Origin of the sequence: Natronospirillum sp. (assembly GCF_022565775.1) — a bacterium.
In the GTDB taxonomy this organism is placed as follows: domain Bacteria; phylum Pseudomonadota; class Gammaproteobacteria; order Pseudomonadales; family Natronospirillaceae; genus Natronospirillum.
The window spans coordinates 24019-45510 of sequence record NZ_JAIUMC010000014.1 but is presented as its reverse complement, the minus strand read 5'-3'; the positions used below and the strand labels follow the sequence as shown (position 1 = coordinate 45510).

The following is a 21492-nucleotide window of genomic DNA, read 5'->3' as shown; positions in this document are numbered from 1 at the left end:
TCTTATAAAGGACTCAGGCGGTGCTGACAAAGCTTCGCCATCTAACCGGTCAGACAGGATACTGCTGATGATTGATCGAGACTATTCGGAGAAACGCAGCTACATGCGCATGAACATGGATGCTGCAGCGATACTCAGACATGGTGACGGCTCGGAAGAACCCTGTATCTGCAAGGACCTCAGTGCGATCGGCATGCTGCTCGAACTGGACAGGGCGTTGACGCTGGAAGACATTCTGGATGTTCACGTACCGGCGTTTTCCAATCAGTTCTCGCCACTGGACGCCGAAGTGCGTGTGGTGCGTGTGGATGAGCTGGCCAGTGGCCGCTACCAGATCGGCGTGGAAATCGTGCAGATGAAATGACCACCAGCCCGAGAATACCCGGCGCTCAGTAAGCGGGCAGTCAGGCTGACTGCGGCTGGTAAAGCAACTGGATAAGCTCGGCCTCGGAACGGGTCAGGCCGGTTTGCCGGATCACCTGATCCAGGTCGCTGCCCTGCGCCAGAAGATTCTGCGCCTGGTCAAATTCGCGCAGGGCTTCTTCGGCCTGCCAGTGCTGATCATTCGCTGCCTTGGCTCGGGCAGACACTACCTGGGTACCAGTGCCGGTATCCTGGCGCATGCGGATCACTTCGCGCTGCAGGGACAGCAGCTTTTTACCCAAACCGATATTGCCTGCCTGAATCATCCCCAGCTCACGCCGCATGCGCTGAGTTTCCAGTGCCTGTGCCCGGGCACGGCTGCTGGCACTCAGCCAGGCCAACAGCAGGATCAGGCTCAGCAGGGCTGAACCGACAAAAGCCAGCAGCAGGCCGGTTGATTCTTGGATGAGGGGCATGACGCACTCCTGTCAATGTTCTGTCTATACAGGAGGGTCTAGCAAGGATTGGGCCACCGGAGCCTGCAGGCTCCGGTCAGAGTTCAGCGATTTCCTGCCACTCGTCGTCACTGAGCAGCCTGTCGAGATCCACCAGAATCAGCAATTGATCGTTCTTGTGGCAGACACCCTGTATGAAACGTGACGTGTCATCATTGCCGACACTGGGTGCGGTTTCTATTTCCGATTGGCGCAGATAGACGACCTCCGCCACCGAATCGACCATGATGCCGATGACCTGACCGTCGGATTCGATAATCACAATGCGCGTATTGTCGGTCACTTCACCCGGCAGCAGACCAAAGCGGTCACGGGTGTCGATCACGGTGACCACATTGCCGCGCAGATTGATGATACCCAGTACATAGCCAGGCGCGCCCGGAACCGGCGCGATCTCGGTGTAGCGCAGTACCTCCTGTACCTGCATCACATTGATGCCATAGGTTTCTTCTGCAAGTTTGAACGTTACCCACTGTAGAATCGGATCATCATCAGATGCTTTGGAGGCCTGGATACTCATAATTTGCTTACCTGTGATTCATTACTTCTTTTTATCACTCAGAAGCACTTTTTCAAAGGCTTCCAGATCAATCAGTGCACACATCTGGTCGACAACAGTTCCCGCCAACCAAGGCCTTCGGGTGCGTTCGGTGCGCCATTTGACTTCATCCGGCTGCAACGTTATCGACCCCACTACTTCATGACAGGACAGAGCCCAGTCACAACCATGAATACCGACCGCATATTCGAGCTCGGCAGCCGCCTTCGCCTGATACCGCTCCGGCATGACCAAACGTGCCGTTTCGATGACCCGGATATTGCGCCCGTCACTGACCGGCAACAAGCCCAGGAACCAGTCAGGCTGACCAAACAGCGGGGTCATTTCCCGGTTCATCGGATAGATGGTGCCCAGCAATACCATGGGTACCGCCAGCGCCAGGCCGTCCACCTTGAACAGCAGGCAGTCAAATCTCTGAGCGGCCCAGGCCGGTCGGCCGTTGGCCTGCCAGGCCAGCACAGGCTCCGTACCCGCAAGCTGCGCCTCATCCAGCACGCTTTCGGCTTCATAGTCGTTATCGGCGGTTTCCGACTCGACTTGAGCCGCGATTGCGCCCGGCTCAGAGGCTGGTTCCGGTTCCGAGGCAATTTCGGGCTCTGTTTCCGCCGCGGGCAGAGGCTCTGGCTCTGGCTCTGGTTCCGGCTTTGGCGGCTGTACTTCAACGTCAGTCGGTAGGTCAGCCTGAGGAGGCTGCTCTGGCTTGGCAGTTGTTTCGGTGTCAGGAGTGAAATCTGCAACCGTCTGTTCGGCTTCATCTTCAAGCGTTGTCGCTTCCTCCAGCATAATCGCCAGATAGCTGTTCAAGGCCTGACTGGGGGTCTGCTGCAGTGTTGGCTTGTCGGTTTGACGAGGTCGGGTCATGGGGGCAAGCTCCTGCTTCAGGCCTGTGCGGTTTGAAGCTGCATCACGCTCTTCAGCAACGCCCGGTAGGATTCACAGCCCCGTGAATCCGGATCCAGTTGATTGATACCCAGCCCCTCACGGGACGCATCACGCAGTCGGGTGTCGACCGGAATGGCCGATACCCAAAGATCGTCTTCATAGGTCTGACGAAGGGCTCTCAAAGCTCTCATCGAAGCCTGGGTGCGACGATCAAACATGGTCGGCACAATCAGATACTGCAATGGTTTGTGCCGAGAGCCGGCTACCATTTTCAGGGTATGCATCATGCGCTCCAGCCCCTTGAGCGCCATGAATTCAGTCTGTACCGGCAGAATAAGCGTCTGCGCCGCGGCAATGGCATTGACCAGCAGCACCCCCAGCAATGGCGGTGTATCAATCAACACATAATCGAAGTCATCCCAAAGCTGGGTCAGTGCACGGGACAGGACCAGGCCCATACCCCCCTGCTGGGAAATATTCCGTTCCAGGGTGGCCAGCGCGGACGTCGCCGGCATCAGCTTGACACCGGGCATGCCTGTCTCCTGCAGCAACTGACCGGGCAGGCTTTCCGGCACCGTACCCTGATGCATGAAGAGATCATAAACGCTGTGTTCGAGGGTATCGGGGTTCAGTTTGAAATAGCTCGACAGGCTGCCCTGCGGATCCATATCCACGATCAGCACGCGATGACCGGCCTCACCCAGCAGAGCGGCCAGGCTGACCACGGTTGTCGTTTTACCGACGCCACCTTTCTGGTTGGCAATTGCCCAAACGTGCACTGCGTTTCTCCGGTTGTTGTACCGTCTGCGACAAAACAGAACAGACGGGTTACAAAGCCTTTAGCAAGACCTGCGCCAGATCGTCTAATGGTATATCGGCATCTGACATGCCTTCTTTACGCACTGATGCCGGCATACCGTCAATCACGCAACTATTGCTTTCCTGAGTCCACACCGTGGCACCTGCCTTTTTCAGCATCCGGGCGCCTTCTCTGCCATCTGCGCCCATACCTGTCATGACAATGGCGAGCACCCGGTTGCGGTAATACTTGGCAGCGCTGCCGAAGCTCAGGTCGACCGAGGGCTTGTAGTTCAGCCGCTCATCGCCGGCCAGAACGCGCACTCTCTCCCGCGAGGCCAGCATCATCTGCTGTCCGCCAGGCGCCAGCAGCGCCTTGCCCCGCTCTATCAACGCATTGTTGTCGGCTTCCGCGACCTGAATCTGGCATTGGCGGTTCAACCGCTCCGCAAAAGGGCCGGTAAAGGCAGCAGGCATATGCTGAACCAGCAACAGCGGAATATCGAAGCTGGCGGGCAGACGGGTCAGGAACTTCTGCAGTGCCACCGGTCCGCCGGTGCTGGTTCCGACCATGATCAGTTCGGGCCGTGGACTGAGTCTCGGCTGGCGAAACGGAGTCGGGGCAGTTTTCGCCGCTGTGCCGGACGCAAGAGGCTGACCCTTGCCACCCCTTTTCACCACGGCGACCAGCTTGTCGATCAGTTGCTGCTTGAGCTGCGCATTGTCAGCCATGTTTTCACGGAACTTGGGCAGGTAATCGACGGCACCGGCATCCAGTGCATCGAGTGTGACTCGAGCACCCGAGGTGGTCAGCGAGGAAAACATCAGAATGGGTGTGGGTTGCCGCGCCATGATTTCACGGACCGCCGAAATGCCATCCATAACCGGCATTTCATAATCCATCGTGATGACATCGGGCTTCAGGCGCAGTGCCTGCTCTACCGCTTCCTTGCCATGGCTGGCAGTGCCGGCAACACGCAATTCGGGATGGCCCCTGAGCATAGAGACGATCTGCTGACGAAAGAACGCAGAATCGTCTACTACCAGGACACTAATGGGCATAGTTGTCTCTCTTGACTGTGCCTGCACCGTCAATTCGGAATCAGGCGTACTCCTTCAACATGCTGGGCACATCAAGGATGAGGGCGATGCGACCGTCTCCTGTAATGGTAGCACCTGCCATACCGGCGGTGCCAATCAAAGTCTTGCCGAGAGGCTTGATGACGACTTCTTCCTGGCCCACCAACTGGTCGACAACAAAGCCGACTTTTTGGGTGCCCACAGACACCACAACGACGTGACCACTCTCTTCGCCATGAGTAACCGCACCCTTGATCAGCCAGCGTTTCAGGTAAAACAGGGGCAGTGGTTTGCCGCGAACTACGACCACTTCCTTGTTGTCCACCACATTGGTCTTGGTGAGATCCAGGTGGAATATTTCGTCGACATTGACCAGCGGCAGCGCGAACGCCTGCTCTCCCAGTGTCACCATCAGCGTGGGCATGATGGCCAGCGTCAGCGGCACCTTTATACTGATGGTGGTGCCGACACCCGGCTGCGAATCGATATCAATAAAGCCGTTGAGTTGTGAAATCTTGGTTTTGACCACATCCATGCCGACGCCCCGACCGGATACGTCCGAAATTTCGGTCTTGGTCGAGAAACCCGGTGCAAAGATGAGATTGAACGCTTCCTTGTCGGAGAGGCGGTCGGCACTGTCCTGATCCATGACCCCACGCTGGACGGCCAACTCCTTCAGCTTGCCGGCATCCATACCACCCCCGTCGTCACTGATCGACAGCATGATATGATCGCCTTCCTGCTCTGCCGACAATACCACCTTGCCGGTGCGGGATTTACCCTGCTGCGCGCGCACATCGGGCAGTTCAATGCCATGGTCCACAGAGTTGCGCACCAGATGCACCAACGGGTCGGCCAACGCCTCGACCAGATTTTTGTCAAGGTCGGTATCTTCGCCAACCAGTTCCAGGTTGATTTCTTTCTTCAGGCTGCGCGCCAGGTCACGCACCACGCGCGGGAAGCGACCAAACACCTTTTTGATCGGTTGCATGCGGGTCTTCATGACCGAGTTCTGCAGGTCGGTGGTCACCACATCCAGATTGGACACGGCTTTACCGACTTCAAGATCCCCGCTGGCCTCACTCAGTCGAACGAGTCGATTGCGCACCAGCACCAGCTCGCCGACCATATTCATGATGTCATCGAGACGTCGCGTATCGACGCGCACTGTGGTGTCTTGCTGAATCGGGGCGCGCTCTGGCGCCGGATCCGCCGGGGGTTTTGCGGGTGCCGGCGCCGGTTTGCTGGCTTCAGGCTTCCTGGCGGCAGGCTTTTCGGAAGCTGGCGGGGCCGCCTTCTTCTCTGCAGGTTTCTTTTCGGCAGGTTTCTTGTCCGCCGGTTTGCTGTCGGCGGCCGGCTTGGCGGCTTTCTCGACGGATGCTGCAGCTTCGGAACGCTCTGCCTGGCGGTCTTCGGCGGCCTCGGTTACCTGCCGTATCGTCTCCTGATCATATTTGTCGGCGATGCCACCATCAAACTGCCCGGAGCCATGCAACTTGTCGAGCAACGCCTCGAATTCGTCATCGGTAATTTCGTCATCATCACCGCGCGCGGACCCGGTCTCGGCTTTCGGTGGCGCTGATTCGGAGGGTTCGGCGCTCTCACTGTCATCTTGCAGGCTGGCGACAGCCTCACCCGCCAAAGTCTTGGCCGGATCAAAACGACCCTCACCATGCAACTGATCAAGCAACCGTTCAAACTCGTCTTCGGAAATTTCATCAGCATCGTCGTCAGCACCTCCGGACTTGGCATCACCGTCCGGCTGGGCTTCTGCAGCCTGCGCGCTCTGCTCTTTCTTGCCGCTTTCCAGAGCATCCAGCAGCTGCTCGAATTCGTCATCGGTAATGTCGTCGCCGGGCGCTCCGGAATCCAGGCTGGCGGAGCTCGCTTCCTCGGCTGCGGGCGGCTCTTCTTCCAGTTCCTCGGCAGGCAGTTCAGCCTCTTCAGGTGCGTCATCGTCCGCGTGGTCGACTTCGTCGTCTGAGCTGGCAACCTCTTCTTCCGGCGGCTCTTCGCCTTCGGGCACGGTCAGTCGCTCCAAAGCGGCCAGCAGGCCCGGGTCTGCCGGTTCCGGCTCCTTGCCCTGGCGCACCTGGTCGAACATGGTATTGACCGTATCCAGCGCCGTCAGCACCGTATCCATCAGGTCGGAGTTGACGGCACGCTCCTGCTTGCGCAAAACGTCAAACACATTCTCGGCAACATGGCAGCAGTCGACCAGCGCATTCAGTTGCAGAAAGCCAGCACCGCCCTTGATCGTGTGGAAACCGCGAAATATGGCGTTGAGAAGATCGACGTCATCCGGACGCTGTTCCAGCTCTACCAGCTGGCCAGACAGTGCCTCCAGAATTTCTCCGGCTTCGACCAGGAAGTCCTGGAGAATTTCGTCATCTGTATCAATGCTCATAACGCCACTCCCTAAAACCCTAGACTCGAGAGCAGATCATCGACTTCATCCTGACTGCTCACCACATCATCTGTTTTCTTGATGCTGGGCCCGTGGCCCTTGTGGCTGTCTGGCACTTCGTCGTCCTGCGCCGGCGTTTCTTCCTGCTCTGCAGTCGCAGCAACAGACTCTTCGCGCTTCCTGATTTCTTCAGCCAGCCCGGCAACCCCTTCTACCTTGGCCGCCATGCGCATCAGGTCCACTAGGCTGGTTTCGACATCGCGCACCAGGCCTGTCACGCGCTGAATCAACTGGCCGGTCAGATCCTGATAGTCCTGCGCCAGCAGGATGTCCGAGAGATGGCCATACAGCGAACTGGAGTCACCACTGATCTTGTTCAGGAACTGATCCATTCGCCAATACAACTGACGAAACTCTTCAGGCGACATGTCGCGATCCACCAGACGTTTCCACTCTGTTCTCAGTTCATCGGCCGTTTCGCCCAGATCCTTAGCAATCGGCATGCAGTCATCCACCTTGTCCATGGTGCGATTGGCTGCATCCTCGGTCATTCTGATGACATGGTCGAGTCGGTCAGTGGCGTCCGACATTTCGGAAAGCGTATCGATTTCGGTGTAGGCGTCATCGCCATCCACATGGAAATTGGTGATGGCATCATGCAGGGCCCGGGTCAGTCGACCCAGTTCATGATAGAGCGTCTGTTCACGGGCATCCTGAATCTCCTGAATCAGTTTGACCGCTTCATAGAAGTCGCCCCGTTCGACGCAGGCCTGCAGGTCCTGCGACTTGTCACGCAGCAGTTGTTCGAATTCTGGCTTGAGGCCGGAGCTGGTAGCGGTCATATAGACTCCATGTCATTACTACTTGCTGGCGTCTACGCGTTCGAAAATCTTTTCGATTTTTTCCTTCAGCGCGGCCGCAGTGAACGGCTTGACCACATAGCCATTGACGCCTGCCTGAGCGGCAGCAACGATCTGGTCGCGCTTGGCCTCGGCGGTGACCATCAATACCGGCAATGTTTTCAGACGATCATCCGCCCGCACCTTCTGCAGCAGTTCAATCCCGCTCATGCCGGGCATGTTCCAGTCAGTGACCAGAAAGTCATAATCGCCGCTCTGCAGCATGGGCCAGGCCGTGGTGCCGTCATCCGCCTCATGGGTATTGGTAAAACCAAGATCCCGCAGCAGGTTCTTGACGATTCGCCGCATGGTCGAGAAGTCATCCACGACGAGGATTTTCATGTTCTTGTCCAAAGCAACCTCCAAAAGCGCTTTTAGGGTTTATCGGCACCTGACCGATAACTTGATGGCTGACTGCATTATAGCGCACGCGGCACAGGCCGCAGCAAGGGCGCAGCGCTCATTACTTCATCAGAAACCCGGGGTTGCTGTCATTCACTGGCTTCATCACGCCAGTCGCGCAGCCGAGCGCGCAGTCGATGGGCTGCCTGAGAGTGGATCTGGCTTACCCGGGATTCGCTGACACCGAGTACAGCGCCAATTTCCTTCAGATTGAGTTCTTCATCGTAATAGAGGGAGAGAATCAGCTGCTCACGCTCGGGCAGCGTCTTGATGGCCTCGACAATGGCGAGTTGCATGCCCTGTTCTTCATTCTCGCGATACGGGCCGTTGTCCATGGCCGGCCAGGGCTGGTCGCTTTCAGACTGAGGCTGACTTTCCAGCATCTCTTCGAAGCTGAACAAACGGGCGCTCTGGGTGTCCTTGAGCAAGGCGTAAAACTCGTCCAGCGTGATGTCCAGTTCGGCCGCCACTTCCTGATCCTGAGCGTCACGACCGGCGCGCATTTCCACATTGTGGATCGCCTCCGACACCCGTCGGCTGTTGCGGTGGACACTGCGGGGCACCCAATCGCCCTTGCGCACTTCATCCAGCATGGCACCACGAATTCGGATGCCGGCATAGGTCTCGAAAGAGGCACCTTTGCTGCGATCGTAGTTGCGCGAGGCTTCGAGCAGGCCAATCATGCCGGCCTGAATCAGGTCGTCTACCTGCACACTGTCAGGCAATCGCCCCATCAGGTGATGAGCAATGCGCTTGACCAGCACGGCATGCGTGTTGACCAGTTGCTCCAGCTCATTGTTTTTCTGCGACTCGTACATGGATGACTGTACCCGCAACATTATCGATTACCTCATGCCACCCGCGATCAGGCGCTCGACGAAAAACTCGAGGTGCCCGCGCGGTGCTGTCGGCAGCGGCCAGCGCGACATCTGCGCCGCCAGTTCAGTATAGGCCTTGGCAGCCTTACTGTCGGGATAGAGTTCTACCACTGATTTCTGGCGCCGTACGGCACGCCGGACATGATCGTCGAAAGGAATAGCCACAGTATTGAGCAGGGCTACATCAAGAAAGCGTTCGGTGACACTGGACAGTTTCTGGAACAATCGTTCACCTTCCTTCTCCGAACGCACCATGTTGGGCACGACACGGAAGCGGTTGATCTGGCTGTCCTGATTGATCACCTTGATCAGCGCATAGGCGTCGGTGATCGAGGTCGGCTCGTCACAGACCACGACCATGGCTTCCTGGCAGGCGCGCACGAAACTGACCACGGTTTTGGAGATGCCGGCCGCGGTATCCACGATCAGCACATCAAGATCTTCTTCCAGTTGCGAGAAAGCATGAATGATGCCGGCATGCTGCTGTTCGCCCAGATTGGCCATGTGCGGCGTGCCGGAAGACGCCGGTATCACCTTGATTCCGCCGGGGCCTTCGACCATGACTTCGCTGAGGGTGCAGACACCCTCGAGCACGTCCGACATGTTGTGCGTGGCACGAATGCCCAGCAGCACATCTATGTTGGCCAGCCCCAGATCACCATCCAGCACAACCACTCGTTTGCCGCGGGCTGCCAGCGCTACAGCGGTATTGATGGCGACATTGCTTTTGCCCACGCCACCTTTTCCGCCAGTCACTGCAATCACCTGAACGGGTTCCAGTTTAGTCATGCTGAGAGGGTTCCTTACTGCTATGTTCATGAGAGTCTAGCCGAAACCGACAATTTTTTCGCTGCCCGAGAGGCGCAGCAACTGTCGCCCGCACTGCTCAATCAGACGCCTGACCTGACCCTGATGCAAATCCTGCGGCACCAATGTCCCGTCACTCCAGTACATCAACGGCAACTTGCGCAGCAGCCCGAGGCTGAGCACAGGCCCTACTTCCGGGCTTTCGTCGGCCTTGGTCAACACCAGACCCCCGGGCTGCAAAGCGGCAAAGCGCTGCCAGGCCAGATCCAGGCTGTGGCGCGACAAATTCGCGGGCAGTACCAGCAGCGGCTTGACCTGACGCTCCAGCATACCTCCGGTGAGCTGCTCACGGAAGGCCTGAAGTCCGCGGTCGGAGCCGTTGGTGTCGATCAGAATCAGTTTCTTGTCACGCAACCGGGCCAACTGGTCTTCCAGACTGTCGCCATTGTCAGCCATCTGTACATCACAGCCCAGTATACGCCCCAGAATCCGGATCGGCTCGTGGGCGCCGATGCGATAGTGATCCAGTGAAATGATGCCCAGACTGTCGGCACCGTGCTGCATCGCATAGCGGGTGGCAATTTTCGACAGGGTAGTGGTCTTGCCCGCACCCGTGGGCCCGATCAATGCTGCCACCCCGCCACGCCGAATCAGACAGTCGGCATCACGCTCGACCAGTCGTGACATCATCTCGGTGCTCAGTGTCCAGGCTTCGGTAACGGGCTGCGAGCCATACTTCTCCACCATCGGATTGATGCAGCGCAGGTCAAAACCGAGTTGGCCCAGCCGAGCCGCCAGGGGGTTGGGCCGGGCGCCGGAGTTGCCAGGTACATCATGAGTCTCCAGCCACTGGCGCAGGGACGCCAGTTCGGCGCGCATATCACTCAATTCATGGGCGTTGACCTGTTCGCTCTCGCTGGCTGAGGCACTCCGAGGCGGTGCTGCCGGAGCCTGTTGCTGACGAACCGGGGGTGGCTCCACCGCCCGGTTGACTCGTGCGGGTGCAGGCGGAGAGGCCGGCTTGCGCCCGGCCCCCTGGTGCTGCTGTGCCTCGATCTGCGAGCGCAGGCGGCGCCGTTTTTCTTCCAGCGGATGGCGATGCTGATCAAGCAACGACATCAGAGATTCCTTGGACAGGCCGCCCTGGTCCTGCTCGGACATGCGCAGAATGCTGTCCTGCAGGGATTCTTCGGCGGCATTTCTGGCGGATCGCACAGGAGCAGTCGGAGTTGACGGCTGACGGGCTGGACGTGACACCGGCGGTGCTGCGCCCTCTTCCGGCTTGACGGCCGCTACGATCTCGATGCCGCGCGGCACTTTGCGGTTGGACAGAATCATGGCGTCATCACCGAGCTCGGCAGTAACTGCCTTCAGGCCCTCTGACATATTTCGAGCGATTATTTTCCGCACTTTCATGTTCTGACTCCTGTTACTGTCCGACCGTGGCCACTACTGTAATGCGCTTGTTTTCCGGCACTTCATCAAAGGCCAGTACACTGAGTGTTTCGACGCTGAAGCGGAAGAACCGTGCCAGCATCATACGCAGTGGTCCGGGTACCAGCAGTACCGCAGGCTTGCCTTCGGCTTCCAGCCGTTGCGCAGTCTCCGTGACAGAGCGTTGCAGCTGCTCTGCCAGGGCCGGCTCTATGGCGACATTTTCCCCACCGCCAGATTGTTGACTCTGCTGCAGTATCCTTTGCAACAACTGTTCCAGTTCACGATCCAGGGTGATCACCGGCAGTTCGTCTTCCTGCCCGATGATGTTCTGCACGATCAGTCGGGACAGCGCCGTGCGGGCCGCCGCGGTCAACTGCTGCGGATCCTGGGTACCGGCATTGGTGATGGCCTCGGCAATGGTACGGATGTCACGAATCGGCACCTGCTCCAGCAGCAGGTTCTGCAGCACCTTGAGTAACTGGCTGATATTGATGGTGTTGGGCACCAGTTCCTCGGCCAGCTTCGGCGAGTGCTTGGTCAACTGGTCGATCAGCTTCTGCACTTCTTCATGGCCCAGCAGCTCGTGGGCATGGCGGAACAGAACCTGATTGAGGTGAGTGGCCACTACGGTACTGGCATCCACTACCGTATAGCCCAGCGCCTGGGCCTGATCTTTCTGGTTGCTCTCTATCCAGACCGCATCCAGCCCGAAAGCCGGATCCTTGGCGGTGATACCGGCCAGCTCGCCAAACACCTGCCCGGGGTTGATCGCCATGTCCCGCTCAGGATGAATTTCGGCCTCTGCCACACTGACGCCCATCAGGGTGATGCGATAGTGATTGGGCAGCAGGTCAAGATTGTCCCGAATATGAATGGAGGGAATCAGAAAGCCGATCTCCTGCGACAGCTTTTTGCGCACCCCCTTGATACGGCCCAACAACTGGCCGCCCTGTGACTTGTCGACCAGGGGAATGAGTCGATACCCTACTTCCAGCCCGACCATGTCGACCGGCTGCACATCCTCCCAGCTCAGTTCCTTCTGTTCTTCGTATTCGCCTTCGCGCGCCGTTTCACCGGGCTTTGGCGCGACGCCATCCGGCGCACTGCCGGGCGGCCCGCCCTTGCCACCCTTGCCGCCGCCGTCACCACCCGACCCTCTGGGCTTGCTGCTCCCGCTGGTCGGCCCTTCATCGACGAACAGATCCATTCCAGCGCCGTCGCGGCGCAGCCACATCCAGATGGCCAATACCGTCATGACCGCCGCCAGGCTCAGGAAGACCGCATGCGGCATACCCGGAACGCTGCCCATGATCCAGAGCAGACCGGCGGCAATACCCAGCACCTTGGGTGAGCTGACCATCTGTTCGCGGATCTGGCTGCCCATCTCCTGACTGGCCGAGTTCCGGGTCACCATAATGGCGGCGGCGGTAGAGAGCAGCAGTGAGGGAATCTGCGCAACCAGGCCGTCACCGATGGTCAGCAGCGCATAGTTTTCGACCGCCTGATTGAACGGCAGCCCGTGCTGGGCCATGCCGATCGCCAGACCGCCAACGATATTGATGATAAGAATCAGGATACCGGCCACCGCATCCCCTCGGACGAATTTCGACGCACCGTCCATGGAGCCGTAGAAGTCAGCTTCCTGGGCAATTTCCTGGCGCCTTGCCTTGGCCGAATCGGCATCGATCAGGCCGGCGTTCAGGTCAGCGTCAATGGCCATCTGCTTGCCCGGCATGGCATCAAGGGTAAAACGGGCACTGACTTCCGAGACCCGGCCGGCACCCTTGGTGACCACGATGAAGTTGATGATCATCAGAATGGCGAAGACCACCAGCCCCACGGCATAGTTGCCGCCGATCAGCACGGCACCAAAGGCCTCAATCACCTTGCCGGCAGCATCTCCGCCCTCATGGCCATTTAGCAGCACGATGCGGGTAGAGGCCACATTCAAGGCCAGACGCAACAGAGTGGCGACCAGCAGTATCGAAGGGAAGACGGCGAAATCCAGCGGCCTCAAGGCGTAGATAGTGACCAGCAGTACAATGATCGACAGGGCGATATTGAAAGTGAAAAAGAGGTCGAGAATCTGCGTGGGCATGGGCAGCGTCATGAACGCCAGCAGCACCAGCAGGAACAGGGGTACACCGAGATGCCCGGTGACGATGGACTGCAACCCGCCCCGGGTGCCGGTCATGACCTTGTTTCGATCCAGTTGTCGCAGCTGTCGCAGCTGCTCTACTCCAGGCAGGGCCATGAATCTCGAATTCCTGTGTCAAAAGTATGTCTGCTCAATGCGACATTGCAAGGAGGGTGCCAGATGCGGCAAGGGGTTGCCGGGTGCTGATGGCCGAGCGGTCGTGATGTGTTGCGGGCTCAGTTATCCCGGCGATATTCCGGAGGAATATTGACGTGCGGCTTGCGTTTCGGTCGTTCCATGCGTCCGGCTCTGGCTTCCTGCAACTGGTAGACATAGGCCAGCACCTGAGCCACGGCCAGATAGAGCTCCGACGGAATCTCGTCACCGATGCGGGTGTGGTGAAACAGGGCACGCGCCAGCGGGGGCATTTCGATAACTTCCACATTGTACTCGAAGGCGATCTCGCGAATCTTGAGGGCCACATCATCTACACCCTTGGCCAGCAGCAGCGGGGCCGGCATGGAGTTCTGGTCATACTGCAGCGCGACGGCGTAGTGGTCGGGGTTGGTGATCACCACATCGGCCTTGGGCACATCCGACATCATGCGGCCTTCCGCCATCTCGCGCTGCAACTGGCGGATCTTGGCCTTCACTTCGGGTTTGCCCTCGGTGTTCTTGTATTCGTCCTTGACCTCCTGAAAGGTCATGCGCAGCTTCTTGGTGTGCGAATAGATCTGAAATGGTATGTCGATGGCCGCAATGATGGCTGTGGTCAGACACATCAGCAGAAAGCTCCAGCCCAGTATGGTCAGCGCGTGGACAATGGCCTGCTCGGTGGGTTCGCGACTGATGCCACGCAAAGCGTCGACCTGTGCCAGCAGGATGACCACGGCCATGGTGCCCACGAAGCCCACCTTGCCATACCCCTTCAGCAACTCCATCAAGGAATTCATGGAGAACATCCGCTTGAAACCGGCCAGCGGACTGATACGGCTGCCCTTGAAGGCCAGCGCCTTGGTGGTGAAGTTCCAGCCCCCCAGGCCCAGCGGCCCGGCGACAGCAGCAAACAACAGGGCCAGGAATATCCACAGCAGAGGCCATCCCAGGTGGGCGAAAGAGGAAGAGAGATAGTGGAACATCAGCGCCTGGTCACGCGAGGCGGCATGCTCGAAACTGAACACGAACGCTGCGACATCCAGCACCCGGCCACCCAGCAAGGGGCCAAAGAAGATCAACGACAGGGCGGCAATGACCAACAGCACGGTCGTCTGCAGCTCTTTGGAACGTGCCACCTGCCCGTCTTCGCGGGCCTTCTGCAGTTTTCGCGGCGTGGGCTCTTCTGTTTTTTCCTGACTGGTATCCTGCTGCCCTTCAGCCATTGTGCAGCTCCAACTGGCGCATCATGGGCACCAGGTCCAGGGTCAGTTCCGTTACCATGGGAAAGACGCCGGTAAACGACGCCCACATGATGAAAATGCCCATCAACATGGTGATCGGGAAGCCGAGGGCAAATATGTTCAACTGGGGCGCCGAGCGGGTCATGATGCCGAACGCCAGATTGACGATGAGCAAGGCTGTTACCGACGGCAGCGCAATGACGAAGGCCGAAGCGAACATCCAGCTGCCCATGGTGGCAATCATCATGAGGCTGCCTTCCGACAGCCCGGTCATGCCGATAGGCAGCGTGTAGAATGAATCAATCAGCACCTGAAAGACCACCAGGTGGCCATCTATGGCCACGAATATCAGCGTGATCAGGGTCAGGTACCACTGTGACAGGATGGCTACGCTTACGCCGTTGGACGGGTCCATCATCGAGGCAAAGCCCAAACCCATTTGCATGGCGATGGACTGACCGGCGACCACGAACACCTGGAACATGACCAGCACCATAAACCCGAGGGCCACACCGATCCCCATCTGCTGCGCGATAATGACAAAGTTTTCCAACGAGATACCCTCGACATCCGGCATGGCAGGCAGCATCGGCACAATGGCCACGGTAATCACAAAGCCGAGCAGCACACGCACCCGCATGGGCACTGTCTGGGCACCGAAAATCGGTACCACGGCAAAAAACCCCAGAATACGGAACAGAGGCCACATGTAATGGGTAACCCAACTGGCGATCTGCTCGTCTGTGATTTCGATCATGGTGAACCGTCAACTCAGCAGGAAGGGAATGTCCATATACAGGCGGCGCGCAAAGTCGACCACTCGCGTGGTCAGCCAGGGGCCGGCGATAATGACAGACATCAGGGTTACCAGCAGACGCGGCAGGAAAGACAGGGTTTGCTCATTGATCTGGGTTGCGGCCTGAAACGTGGCCACCACCAGGCCTACCAGCAGGCTGGGGACGATCAGTACCGATACGCACATGAAGACCAGAAACAAGGCTTCCCGAAACAGGTCACCAATATAGATCGCGCCCATGTCTGTTCTCCTATATACCGAAACTGGCCGCCATCGACCCCATCACCAGAGCCCACCCATCGACCAGTACAAACATCATGATCTTGAACGGCAGAGAAATGATCAGCGGCGACAGCATCATCATGCCCATCGACATCAGAACACTGGCAACCACCAGGTCGATGATCAGGAAGGGTATGAACAACAGAAAGCCGATCTGAAACGCGGTCTTGAGCTCGCTGGTGACAAAGGCCGGGATCAGGACCGTCAAAGGAATGTCAGTGGGGCTTTCTATGCCATCAACATCCAGCCCGGCCTGCGATTCGGCCAGACGGGTAAACATGTCCAGATCATTCTGCCGGGTCTGGCTGAGCATGAAGTCATGTATCGGCGCACGCGCTGTCTCCACAGCCTCCAGCGGGGTGATGTCCTCCGCGATATAGGGTTGCAAGGCACGCGCATTGATGTCCTGCAACACCGGGTACATAACGAAGAAGCTGAGAAAAAGGGCGATGCCGATGATGACCTGGTTGGACGGCGTCTGCTGCAGACCCATGGCTTGGCGCAGAATGGCCAGCACGACGACTATACGGGTAAAGGCGGTCATCATGATCACGGCGGACGGAATAAACGCCAGCGCCGTCATGATGGCGAGAATCTGCAGCGTGACTACATACTGGCCTTCACCCGCCTCGTTGGTGTTGAAGGTGAGTGCCGGTATGCCGGCTGCCTGCAGCGTTTCTGCCTGCTGCGCCTGGCCCATGCCGGCCAGAGCCAGGCCGAGCAACAGCAGCAGTGCAGTCGCCAGCCAGTGTCTATTCTTTTTGTCCGCGGGAGGACGGGTTAGCCTGTTTACCACCTAGCAACGCTCCTAACTGGCGGGCAAATGGACTGCCCTCCGGATGCGTTGTGAGGTCGAGGGGTTCATCCAGCTCAGTGAGCTGGGTGATCTGATGTGCGGTGACACCCAACAGCAGTTGCTGTTTTCCGATAGCCACCAGTACCAGCTTCTCTTTTGCACCCAGGGGCGTCACTGCCAGCACCTTGATAACGCGGCTGTTCACCGCAGGACTGCCATTAAATCGACGCACTATCCAGGCCAATGCAAATATGAGGCCGATCACAAAGAGAAGGCCGAGAATCACCGTGATCATGTCACCGGCACTGAGTCCGGTAGGGGCTGTGGTTCGGGGGCTGACGCCGGTTTCTTCGGCTATCAGCAGGCCGGAACTGCAGATCGACAGCACCACAGCACCGAGCACCATGACCGCCCGCAAGGGTAGGCAAGGTGTCGGCAAGCGCCAACGTTGGCGGCGGCGGGTCAATACATTGTCCGTCATCAGTTGTTCAACCGACTGATGCGTTCCTGCTGACTGACCACATCGGTCAGCCGGATGCCGAACTTCTCGTTCACCATGACCACTTCACCATGGGCGATCAGGGTGCCGTTGACCAGCACATCCAGTGGCTCGCCTGCCAGTCGGTCCAGTTCGATCACTGACCCCTGGTTCAGTTGCAGCAGGTTGCGGATGGCAATGTCGGTCCGCCCGACTTCCATCGAGATGGTCACCGGAATATCCAGAATCACTTCCAGATCCGGCGATGTGCCATCTGCCCGCTGCACACTCTCGTCGGTCAGTTCCTGCAGTTGAGCCGCTTCGGGGCCGTCTTCGTCATCCTGCGCGCCGGTTTCGCCGGCCTCTTCCATGGCAGCAGCCCACTCGTCCTCCATCGCGGCATCACCAGAATCGCTGGCCACCTCGTCAGCCAGACGATCCGGATCCATCTGGTCATCCTGATCAGCCTGTTCTTCCGGCGTGGGGTTGTTCTCATCTTCCTCGGGCGGTTGGTTTTCATCAGCCATGACCGACCTCCTGTTGGATTACAGTGTGTATGGACATCAGCTCAGCCCTTCTTCTGCTGCTGGGCCGACTTCTGCTGTTCGCGTTCCTGGGCTTCTTTTTCCCGACGCTTGCGCTCTACGGTGTCAATTACCCCTTTGTCTTTCCTCTCACCGGTGGCCTCACGATGATACCGCTCCAACTGGGAGCGGCGACTCGCCAGCACCGCGGAGGCGATATCCGAATCTTCATCTTCAACCTGGGCACCGCGTGGGATCGGACGACGTATTTTCAGTGCCAACTGGTCCCGTGAGCGCCCCAGCGAGGTCTCGAAAACGGGCACGCCGTTGGCAAACATGGTGGTGGTTTCCGGCAATTCGATCGGGATGATATCGCCCGCCTTGATGTCCACCAGCTCCTTCAACGGAATGCGGCGCTTGGCGACCTGGGCGGTGATTCCGACCGGCGCATTGAGAATGTCCTTCTGCAGCGACAGTACCCAGCGCTCATCAATCTCATCGACATCACTCTGCACCCCGGCATCGAGAATTTCACGCACCGGCTCGATCATCGAGTAGGGCATGGTGATATGCAGATCACCACCGCCACCATCCAGCTCGACATGAAAGGTGCTCACCACCACAACTTCACTGGGGCTGACTATATTGGCCATGGCCGGGTTCACTTCCGAGGAGACATACTCGAAGTCCACCCCCATCACTGCACCCCAGGCCTCCTTCATGTCGACGAAAACCTGCGACAGTATCATCTGCACTACACGGATTTCGGTCGGCGTGAATTCCCGACCCTCAATCTTTGCGTGCCGGCCGTCACCGCCGAAAAAGTTGTCGACCAGCTTGAACACCAGCTTGGCATCCAGAATGAACAGAGCAGTGCCGCGCAACGGTCGCACCTTGACCAGATTCAGGCTCGTGGGCACGTACAGGGTATGTATGTATTCACCGAACTTGAGAATCTGGATGCCGCCGGAGGCCACGTCAGCGCTGCGGCGCAGAAAATTGAACATGCTGATGCGGGTATACCGGGCAAACCGCTCATTGATCATCTCCAGCGTGGGCATGCGCCCACGCACGATCCGATCCTGAGTCGTCAGGTCATACTGTTTGATCCCATCGGGATCAACCGCATCCTCTTCCTCTACGGCGCCGTCATCGACCCCGTGCAAGAGCGCATCAATTTCTTCCTGGGAAAGCAGATCCTGCATGCGCGCACCTATTGAATGACAAAGTTGTTGTAGAGGACGGCTTCCACACCTGGGGCATCCGAATGCTCCTCCACGATACGGTTCATGGTGTCCCTGAGTGCGGTCATCAGCTCTTCCTTGCCTTCTCTTCGCTGTATATCGCTGAAGGTCTGGTCGCTGAGTGTTTGAATGATATTGTCACGGACCAGCGGCATGTGTTGCGTCAGCGTATTCAGTGACTGCTGGTCACGGGCCATCACCGCCAGTTCAACTTTCAGAAAGCGCTGGCGCGGCCCAACTTCATAGGTGATGACAAAATCCGGATTCAGCTGCAGATAGTGCGCCCGGGGAGGCAGGCCGGTGCTGCCGCGCTGACCCGCTTCTCCTTCGGCAACAGGTTCCGGCTCATCAGAGAAGGCGCCAGTGAGAAACAGCGTCCCACCGATGGAGATCGCAGCCACCAGCAACATGCCACCCACCAGCGCCAGTATCTTGACCAGCCCTGATTTGCCGCGGCCACCGCCGTCTTCCGTTTCATCCAGATTGTCGTTCTGTTCAGTCATCGTATACCTCTGATCATGCCGGCAGTATAGCCCAGTGGCCTGCCATGACAGAACCCGTTACACATAATGATCCACCAGTCCGACGGGCCGACGGGTCACGTCGGCGCCGCCAGTCTGCATGTCCTGATCGTCTTCCGAACCCGTGCGGTCGCCATCATTGTCCTCTGCCGCCGTCTGCTCTCCGGCTTCACGGTCACTGATATCGACCTGTACCTCTGTAAAGCCCTGCTGTTCCAGTTGCTCACGCAGCCGGTTGGCCTGCTGCTCAAGCAGGTCCCTTACGAGAGGCTGCTGAGCCACAATATGCACCTGTACCTGATCCCCCTGAGTAGTCACACGGATGTCCATGGCCCCCATTTCCGGCGGATCAAGCCGAATTCTGGCTTCCTGAATATCCTGACCGATCATCATGACCAGTCGCTCACCCAACTGGCGAGCGGCTTCACCCGTGCTGTAGCGAATGGGCATTTCCCGCTCCAGGTGCGCCCGAATCTGCTCGGGCAACGCCCGCTGATCAAGACGTGTGCTCTGGGCATCACTCAGCGCACGCAAGGGCCCGGAGTCATCAGACCCTGCAAGCCTGGCCGCTTCGCGCTCACTGCGGCTGACCAGGCTGTCGAGCAGCGCCCGGTCGCGCATCCCGCTGCGGTCTTCGGAACGCAATACAATAGGGCGCTCCTTGTCTTCGGCGTCGCCATCAGCATCTACCCCGGTCAGGTCGGTCAACATGGCGCGCATGGCCGACTCAAGGAAGCCGGGAGGCGCAGCAGGGGCTTGCTGAACCAGATCAGCCACCTCGGCCAGCCCGGCTGCCAGAATCTGCAAAGCCGACTCGTTGTCAGCGAGTTCCAGTCCTTCCTGTGCTTTCTCCAGCAGATCGCGCAGCAGTTCATTCAGCTCCGCATTGGCCACGCCGGTCAGGTCACTGAACAGGCGCTCCGGGGGTGTCTCAAGCTGCTCCGCCAGCGCATCAAGACGCTGCAGAAATGCCTGCAGCATGTCTCTGGTTTGGTCCGGAAGATCGGCCAATGGCTTGTCGAGCGGCTGGTCCTTGTCGAGCAGCAACTCGGCCAGCAATTCCTGCAGGCCGCTCATGGCCGCCAGCAAGTCATTGACGGAATCAATGGGTGTTTCATCGTCCTCCGTCCCCAGAGCCGAGGGCTCTGCCGGTTGTTCTGTTTCAGTCAGGCGATCCGTATCTGTATCAATGGCGCTCAAGAATTCAGTTCCGACACCTTCTGTTTCTTCCAGGTCAGCGCCCGCCAACCCCGATTCCGTTTCGGGTGCAAGCTCCGCCGGGACCAGGGCCTCCAATTCAGGGAAACTTTCAAGCAGGGCCTCCAGTTCGGCAGGATCAAAATCGGCCAGCAGGGCCTGCAGCAGGTCTTCCGGCTGGAGGTCCGTGGGCAATTCACCCAATTGGGTGGTCAGCCATTCTTCAGGCGTCTTGTTGGCGGCGCGAGCCTGTGCCAGTACCTGCATCACCAGGTCACTGTCACTCAGCTTGAGAGACTCCGGCACTTTGACAGAGCCTTCGGATCGCGTCTTTTCAACCCTGCTGTGCTGGGTGTTCGCACTGTCAGGTGAGGATGAACGGAAGGGCGGTGCGGCAGTGCGTCGTTCCGGCAAGGCCTTGCCGCCTTCACCCCTGGAGGCGGCCGTCTCCTGACCTGCCGGGCGGCGGGAAGCACCGACCTGATCACCCAGGTGATCTCGAAAGGCCCGCGCCCTTGGGCGCTCATCGGCAGATTGGCTCGCAGCTGCGGGAGATGAGGGGCTTACGGCGTTGACACGTCCGCGCTCTCTGGACGGGCGCTCCGGGGCTTCGGCAATGGTCTGTATCTGAATCCTGGGTTCGAACATGCTCTCTCACATCCTGATCACCGCCCCGCTGGCGGTAGGTACAGGATCAATAGCAAGGTTCAGGCCAGGCTGAAATTTTCAGGGCGCCAATTGCTCTTCCAACTGCGCCCGGGTCAGCTCCAGTTCACGCTCTATGGCCAGGATTAGCGCCTCCACTTCTTCAGACCCGGGTACATGACGCTGATCATTGGCTTCCCGGCAGAGTGACTCCAGAGCCTGGCAGCAGTTGGCCAGTCCACGCGCGCCTACATTGGATGAACTGCCCTTGAAGGCGTGGGCGGCGCGGCGTAGATCATCAAGATCGGTCTGCGCCTCGCGAATGGCCTCAATGCGCCGCTGCGAGTCCTCCAGGAAGGTTGTCATCAGGGTATCGAATTCGTCTTCCATAACCAGGCGCAGCTCTGCCAGCGTTTCCAGGTCCAGTGATGAGTCACTCATACTCTGT

General features: G+C 58.6%; 22 protein-coding genes and 1 pseudogene. 1 reads left to right on the top strand and 22 read right to left on the bottom strand.

Annotated features, from left to right (window positions below; translation table 11 throughout):
- The first annotated feature begins 67 nt into the window (after nucleotides 1-67).
- Nucleotides 68-364: a PilZ domain-containing protein gene (locus LAT62_RS05150; protein ID WP_293379955.1), complete on the top strand. Its 297-nt coding sequence runs from the start codon at nucleotides 68-70 to the stop codon at nucleotides 362-364.
- 40 nt (nucleotides 365-404) lie between these two features.
- On the opposite strand, the gene LAT62_RS05145 is transcribed toward LAT62_RS05150, so the two are convergent.
- The 22 genes and pseudogenes from LAT62_RS05145 to LAT62_RS05040 all read right to left on the bottom strand — a co-directional run bounded on the left by LAT62_RS05145 (nucleotide 405) and on the right by LAT62_RS05040 (nucleotide 21485).
- A complete protein-coding gene (locus LAT62_RS05145) occupies nucleotides 405-839 on the bottom strand; it encodes a DUF2802 domain-containing protein (RefSeq protein WP_293379952.1) in 435 nt (144 codons plus the stop codon).
- 76 nt (nucleotides 840-915) lie between these two features.
- On the bottom strand, nucleotides 916-1398 hold the full coding sequence (locus LAT62_RS05140; protein WP_293379949.1) for a chemotaxis protein CheW: 483 nt from the start codon (nucleotides 1396-1398) through the stop codon (nucleotides 916-918).
- Between the two features lie 21 nt (nucleotides 1399-1419).
- A complete protein-coding gene (locus LAT62_RS05135; RefSeq protein WP_293379946.1) occupies nucleotides 1420-2298 on the bottom strand; it encodes a chemotaxis protein CheW in 879 nt (292 codons plus the stop codon).
- Nucleotides 2299-2315: 17 nt separating this feature from the next.
- A complete protein-coding gene (locus tag LAT62_RS05130) occupies nucleotides 2316-3098 on the bottom strand; it encodes a ParA family protein (protein ID WP_293379943.1) in 783 nt (260 codons plus the stop codon).
- Between the two features lie 49 nt (nucleotides 3099-3147).
- Entirely contained in the window at nucleotides 3148-4179 is a 1032-nt protein-coding gene (locus LAT62_RS05125) for a chemotaxis response regulator protein-glutamate methylesterase (RefSeq protein WP_293379940.1), read from the bottom strand.
- A 40-nt stretch (nucleotides 4180-4219) separates the two neighbouring features.
- A complete protein-coding gene (locus LAT62_RS05120; RefSeq protein WP_293379937.1) occupies nucleotides 4220-6604 on the bottom strand; it encodes a chemotaxis protein CheA in 2385 nt (794 codons plus the stop codon).
- A gap of 11 nt (nucleotides 6605-6615) precedes the next feature.
- Nucleotides 6616-7446 carry a protein phosphatase CheZ gene (locus LAT62_RS05115; RefSeq protein WP_293379934.1) on the bottom strand — a complete coding sequence of 277 codons (831 nt, stop codon included), beginning with the start codon at nucleotides 7444-7446 and terminating at the stop codon, nucleotides 6616-6618.
- A gap of 18 nt (nucleotides 7447-7464) precedes the next feature.
- Nucleotides 7465-7857 (bottom strand): chemotaxis response regulator CheY, encoded by a 393-nt coding sequence (gene cheY / locus LAT62_RS05110; protein WP_293379931.1) that lies wholly within the window; start codon nucleotides 7855-7857, stop codon nucleotides 7465-7467.
- A gap of 137 nt (nucleotides 7858-7994) precedes the next feature.
- Nucleotides 7995-8744, bottom strand: a complete 750-nt coding sequence (locus tag LAT62_RS05105; protein WP_293379928.1) for an RNA polymerase sigma factor FliA — start codon at nucleotides 8742-8744, stop codon at nucleotides 7995-7997.
- Between the two features lie 6 nt (nucleotides 8745-8750).
- A complete protein-coding gene (locus LAT62_RS05100; RefSeq protein WP_293379925.1) occupies nucleotides 8751-9572 on the bottom strand; it encodes a MinD/ParA family protein in 822 nt (273 codons plus the stop codon).
- Between the two features lie 36 nt (nucleotides 9573-9608).
- Nucleotides 9609-11006 (bottom strand): hypothetical protein, encoded by a 1398-nt coding sequence (locus LAT62_RS05095; RefSeq protein ID WP_293379922.1) that lies wholly within the window; start codon nucleotides 11004-11006, stop codon nucleotides 9609-9611.
- Nucleotides 11007-11019: 13 nt separating this feature from the next.
- Nucleotides 11020-13221: a flagellar biosynthesis protein FlhA gene (flhA, locus tag LAT62_RS05090; protein ID WP_293379992.1), complete on the bottom strand. Its 2202-nt coding sequence runs from the start codon at nucleotides 13219-13221 to the stop codon at nucleotides 11020-11022.
- Between the two features lie 179 nt (nucleotides 13222-13400).
- A complete protein-coding gene (gene flhB, locus LAT62_RS05085; protein ID WP_293379919.1) occupies nucleotides 13401-14543 on the bottom strand; it encodes a flagellar biosynthesis protein FlhB in 1143 nt (380 codons plus the stop codon).
- Complete coding sequence (fliR, locus tag LAT62_RS05080) at nucleotides 14536-15318, bottom strand: flagellar biosynthetic protein FliR (RefSeq protein WP_293379916.1); 783 nt, start codon at nucleotides 15316-15318, stop codon at nucleotides 14536-14538. The genes flhB and fliR overlap by 8 nt, the downstream gene beginning before the upstream one ends.
- Nucleotides 15319-15327: 9 nt before the next feature.
- Nucleotides 15328-15597 carry a flagellar biosynthetic protein FliQ gene (locus tag LAT62_RS05075; protein ID WP_293379913.1) on the bottom strand — a complete coding sequence of 90 codons (270 nt, stop codon included), beginning with the start codon at nucleotides 15595-15597 and terminating at the stop codon, nucleotides 15328-15330.
- Nucleotides 15598-15607: 10 nt separating this feature from the next.
- A complete protein-coding gene (gene fliP / locus LAT62_RS05070; protein ID WP_293379989.1) occupies nucleotides 15608-16339 on the bottom strand; it encodes a flagellar type III secretion system pore protein FliP in 732 nt (243 codons plus the stop codon).
- A gap of 52 nt (nucleotides 16340-16391) precedes the next feature.
- Nucleotides 16392-16916 carry a flagellar biosynthetic protein FliO gene (gene fliO / locus LAT62_RS05065; protein ID WP_293379910.1) on the bottom strand — a complete coding sequence of 175 codons (525 nt, stop codon included), beginning with the start codon at nucleotides 16914-16916 and terminating at the stop codon, nucleotides 16392-16394.
- Nucleotides 16916-17440, bottom strand: coding sequence for a flagellar motor switch protein FliN (gene fliN, locus LAT62_RS05060; RefSeq protein ID WP_293379907.1), 525 nt, complete (start codon nucleotides 17438-17440; stop codon nucleotides 16916-16918). The genes fliO and fliN overlap by 1 nt, the downstream gene beginning before the upstream one ends.
- A gap of 245 nt (nucleotides 17441-17685) precedes the next feature.
- Nucleotides 17686-18642: pseudogene (fliM, locus tag LAT62_RS05055) on the bottom strand (flagellar motor switch protein FliM); the annotation flags it as partial.
- Nucleotides 18643-18650: 8 nt separating this feature from the next.
- Entirely contained in the window at nucleotides 18651-19184 is a 534-nt protein-coding gene (gene fliL / locus LAT62_RS05050; RefSeq protein WP_293379904.1) for a flagellar basal body-associated FliL family protein, read from the bottom strand.
- 57 nt (nucleotides 19185-19241) lie between these two features.
- Nucleotides 19242-21047, bottom strand: a complete 1806-nt coding sequence (locus LAT62_RS05045; RefSeq protein WP_293379902.1) for a flagellar hook-length control protein FliK — start codon at nucleotides 21045-21047, stop codon at nucleotides 19242-19244.
- Nucleotides 21048-21125: 78 nt separating this feature from the next.
- Entirely contained in the window at nucleotides 21126-21485 is a 360-nt protein-coding gene (locus LAT62_RS05040) for an Hpt domain-containing protein (protein WP_293379899.1), read from the bottom strand.
- Nucleotides 21486-21492: the final 7 nt, after the last annotated feature.

Bases quoted from the DNA above. Each gene is read 5' to 3' on its own strand.
- LAT62_RS05100 (WP_293379925.1), bottom strand. From the start codon at position 9,572: ATGACTAAACTGGAACCCGTTCAGGTGATTGCAGTGACTGGCGGAAAA.
- LAT62_RS05150 (WP_293379955.1), top strand. From the start codon at position 68: ATGATTGATCGAGACTATTCGGAGAAACGCAGCTACATGCGCATGAAC.
- LAT62_RS05140 (WP_293379949.1), bottom strand. From the start codon at position 1,398: ATGAGTATCCAGGCCTCCAAAGCATCTGATGATGATCCGATTCTACAG.
- LAT62_RS05095 (WP_293379922.1), bottom strand. From the start codon at position 11,006: ATGAAAGTGCGGAAAATAATCGCTCGAAATATGTCAGAGGGCCTGAAG.
- LAT62_RS05115 (WP_293379934.1), bottom strand. From the start codon at position 7,446: ATGACCGCTACCAGCTCCGGCCTCAAGCCAGAATTCGAACAACTGCTG.
- fliR (WP_293379916.1), bottom strand. From the start codon at position 15,318: ATGATCGAAATCACAGACGAGCAGATCGCCAGTTGGGTTACCCATTAC.
- LAT62_RS05145 (WP_293379952.1), bottom strand. From the start codon at position 839: ATGCCCCTCATCCAAGAATCAACCGGCCTGCTGCTGGCTTTTGTCGGT.
- LAT62_RS05040 (WP_293379899.1), bottom strand. From the start codon at position 21,485: ATGAGTGACTCATCACTGGACCTGGAAACGCTGGCAGAGCTGCGCCTG.
- flhB (WP_293379919.1), bottom strand. From the start codon at position 14,543: ATGGCTGAAGGGCAGCAGGATACCAGTCAGGAAAAAACAGAAGAGCCC.
- LAT62_RS05120 (WP_293379937.1), bottom strand. From the start codon at position 6,604: ATGAGCATTGATACAGATGACGAAATTCTCCAGGACTTCCTGGTCGAA.
- LAT62_RS05045 (WP_293379902.1), bottom strand. From the start codon at position 21,047: ATGTTCGAACCCAGGATTCAGATACAGACCATTGCCGAAGCCCCGGAG.
- LAT62_RS05075 (WP_293379913.1), bottom strand. From the start codon at position 15,597: ATGGGCGCGATCTATATTGGTGACCTGTTTCGGGAAGCCTTGTTTCTG.
- flhA (WP_293379992.1), bottom strand. From the start codon at position 13,221: ATGACCGGCACCCGGGGCGGGTTGCAGTCCATCGTCACCGGGCATCTC.
- LAT62_RS05105 (WP_293379928.1), bottom strand. From the start codon at position 8,744: ATGTTGCGGGTACAGTCATCCATGTACGAGTCGCAGAAAAACAATGAG.
- LAT62_RS05125 (WP_293379940.1), bottom strand. From the start codon at position 4,179: ATGCCCATTAGTGTCCTGGTAGTAGACGATTCTGCGTTCTTTCGTCAG.
- fliO (WP_293379910.1), bottom strand. From the start codon at position 16,916: ATGACGGACAATGTATTGACCCGCCGCCGCCAACGTTGGCGCTTGCCG.
- fliN (WP_293379907.1), bottom strand. From the start codon at position 17,440: ATGGCTGATGAAAACCAACCGCCCGAGGAAGATGAGAACAACCCCACG.
- fliL (WP_293379904.1), bottom strand. From the start codon at position 19,184: ATGACTGAACAGAACGACAATCTGGATGAAACGGAAGACGGCGGTGGC.
- LAT62_RS05135 (WP_293379946.1), bottom strand. From the start codon at position 2,298: ATGACCCGACCTCGTCAAACCGACAAGCCAACACTGCAGCAGACCCCC.
- fliP (WP_293379989.1), bottom strand. From the start codon at position 16,339: ATGGGCCAGGCGCAGCAGGCAGAAACGCTGCAGGCAGCCGGCATACCG.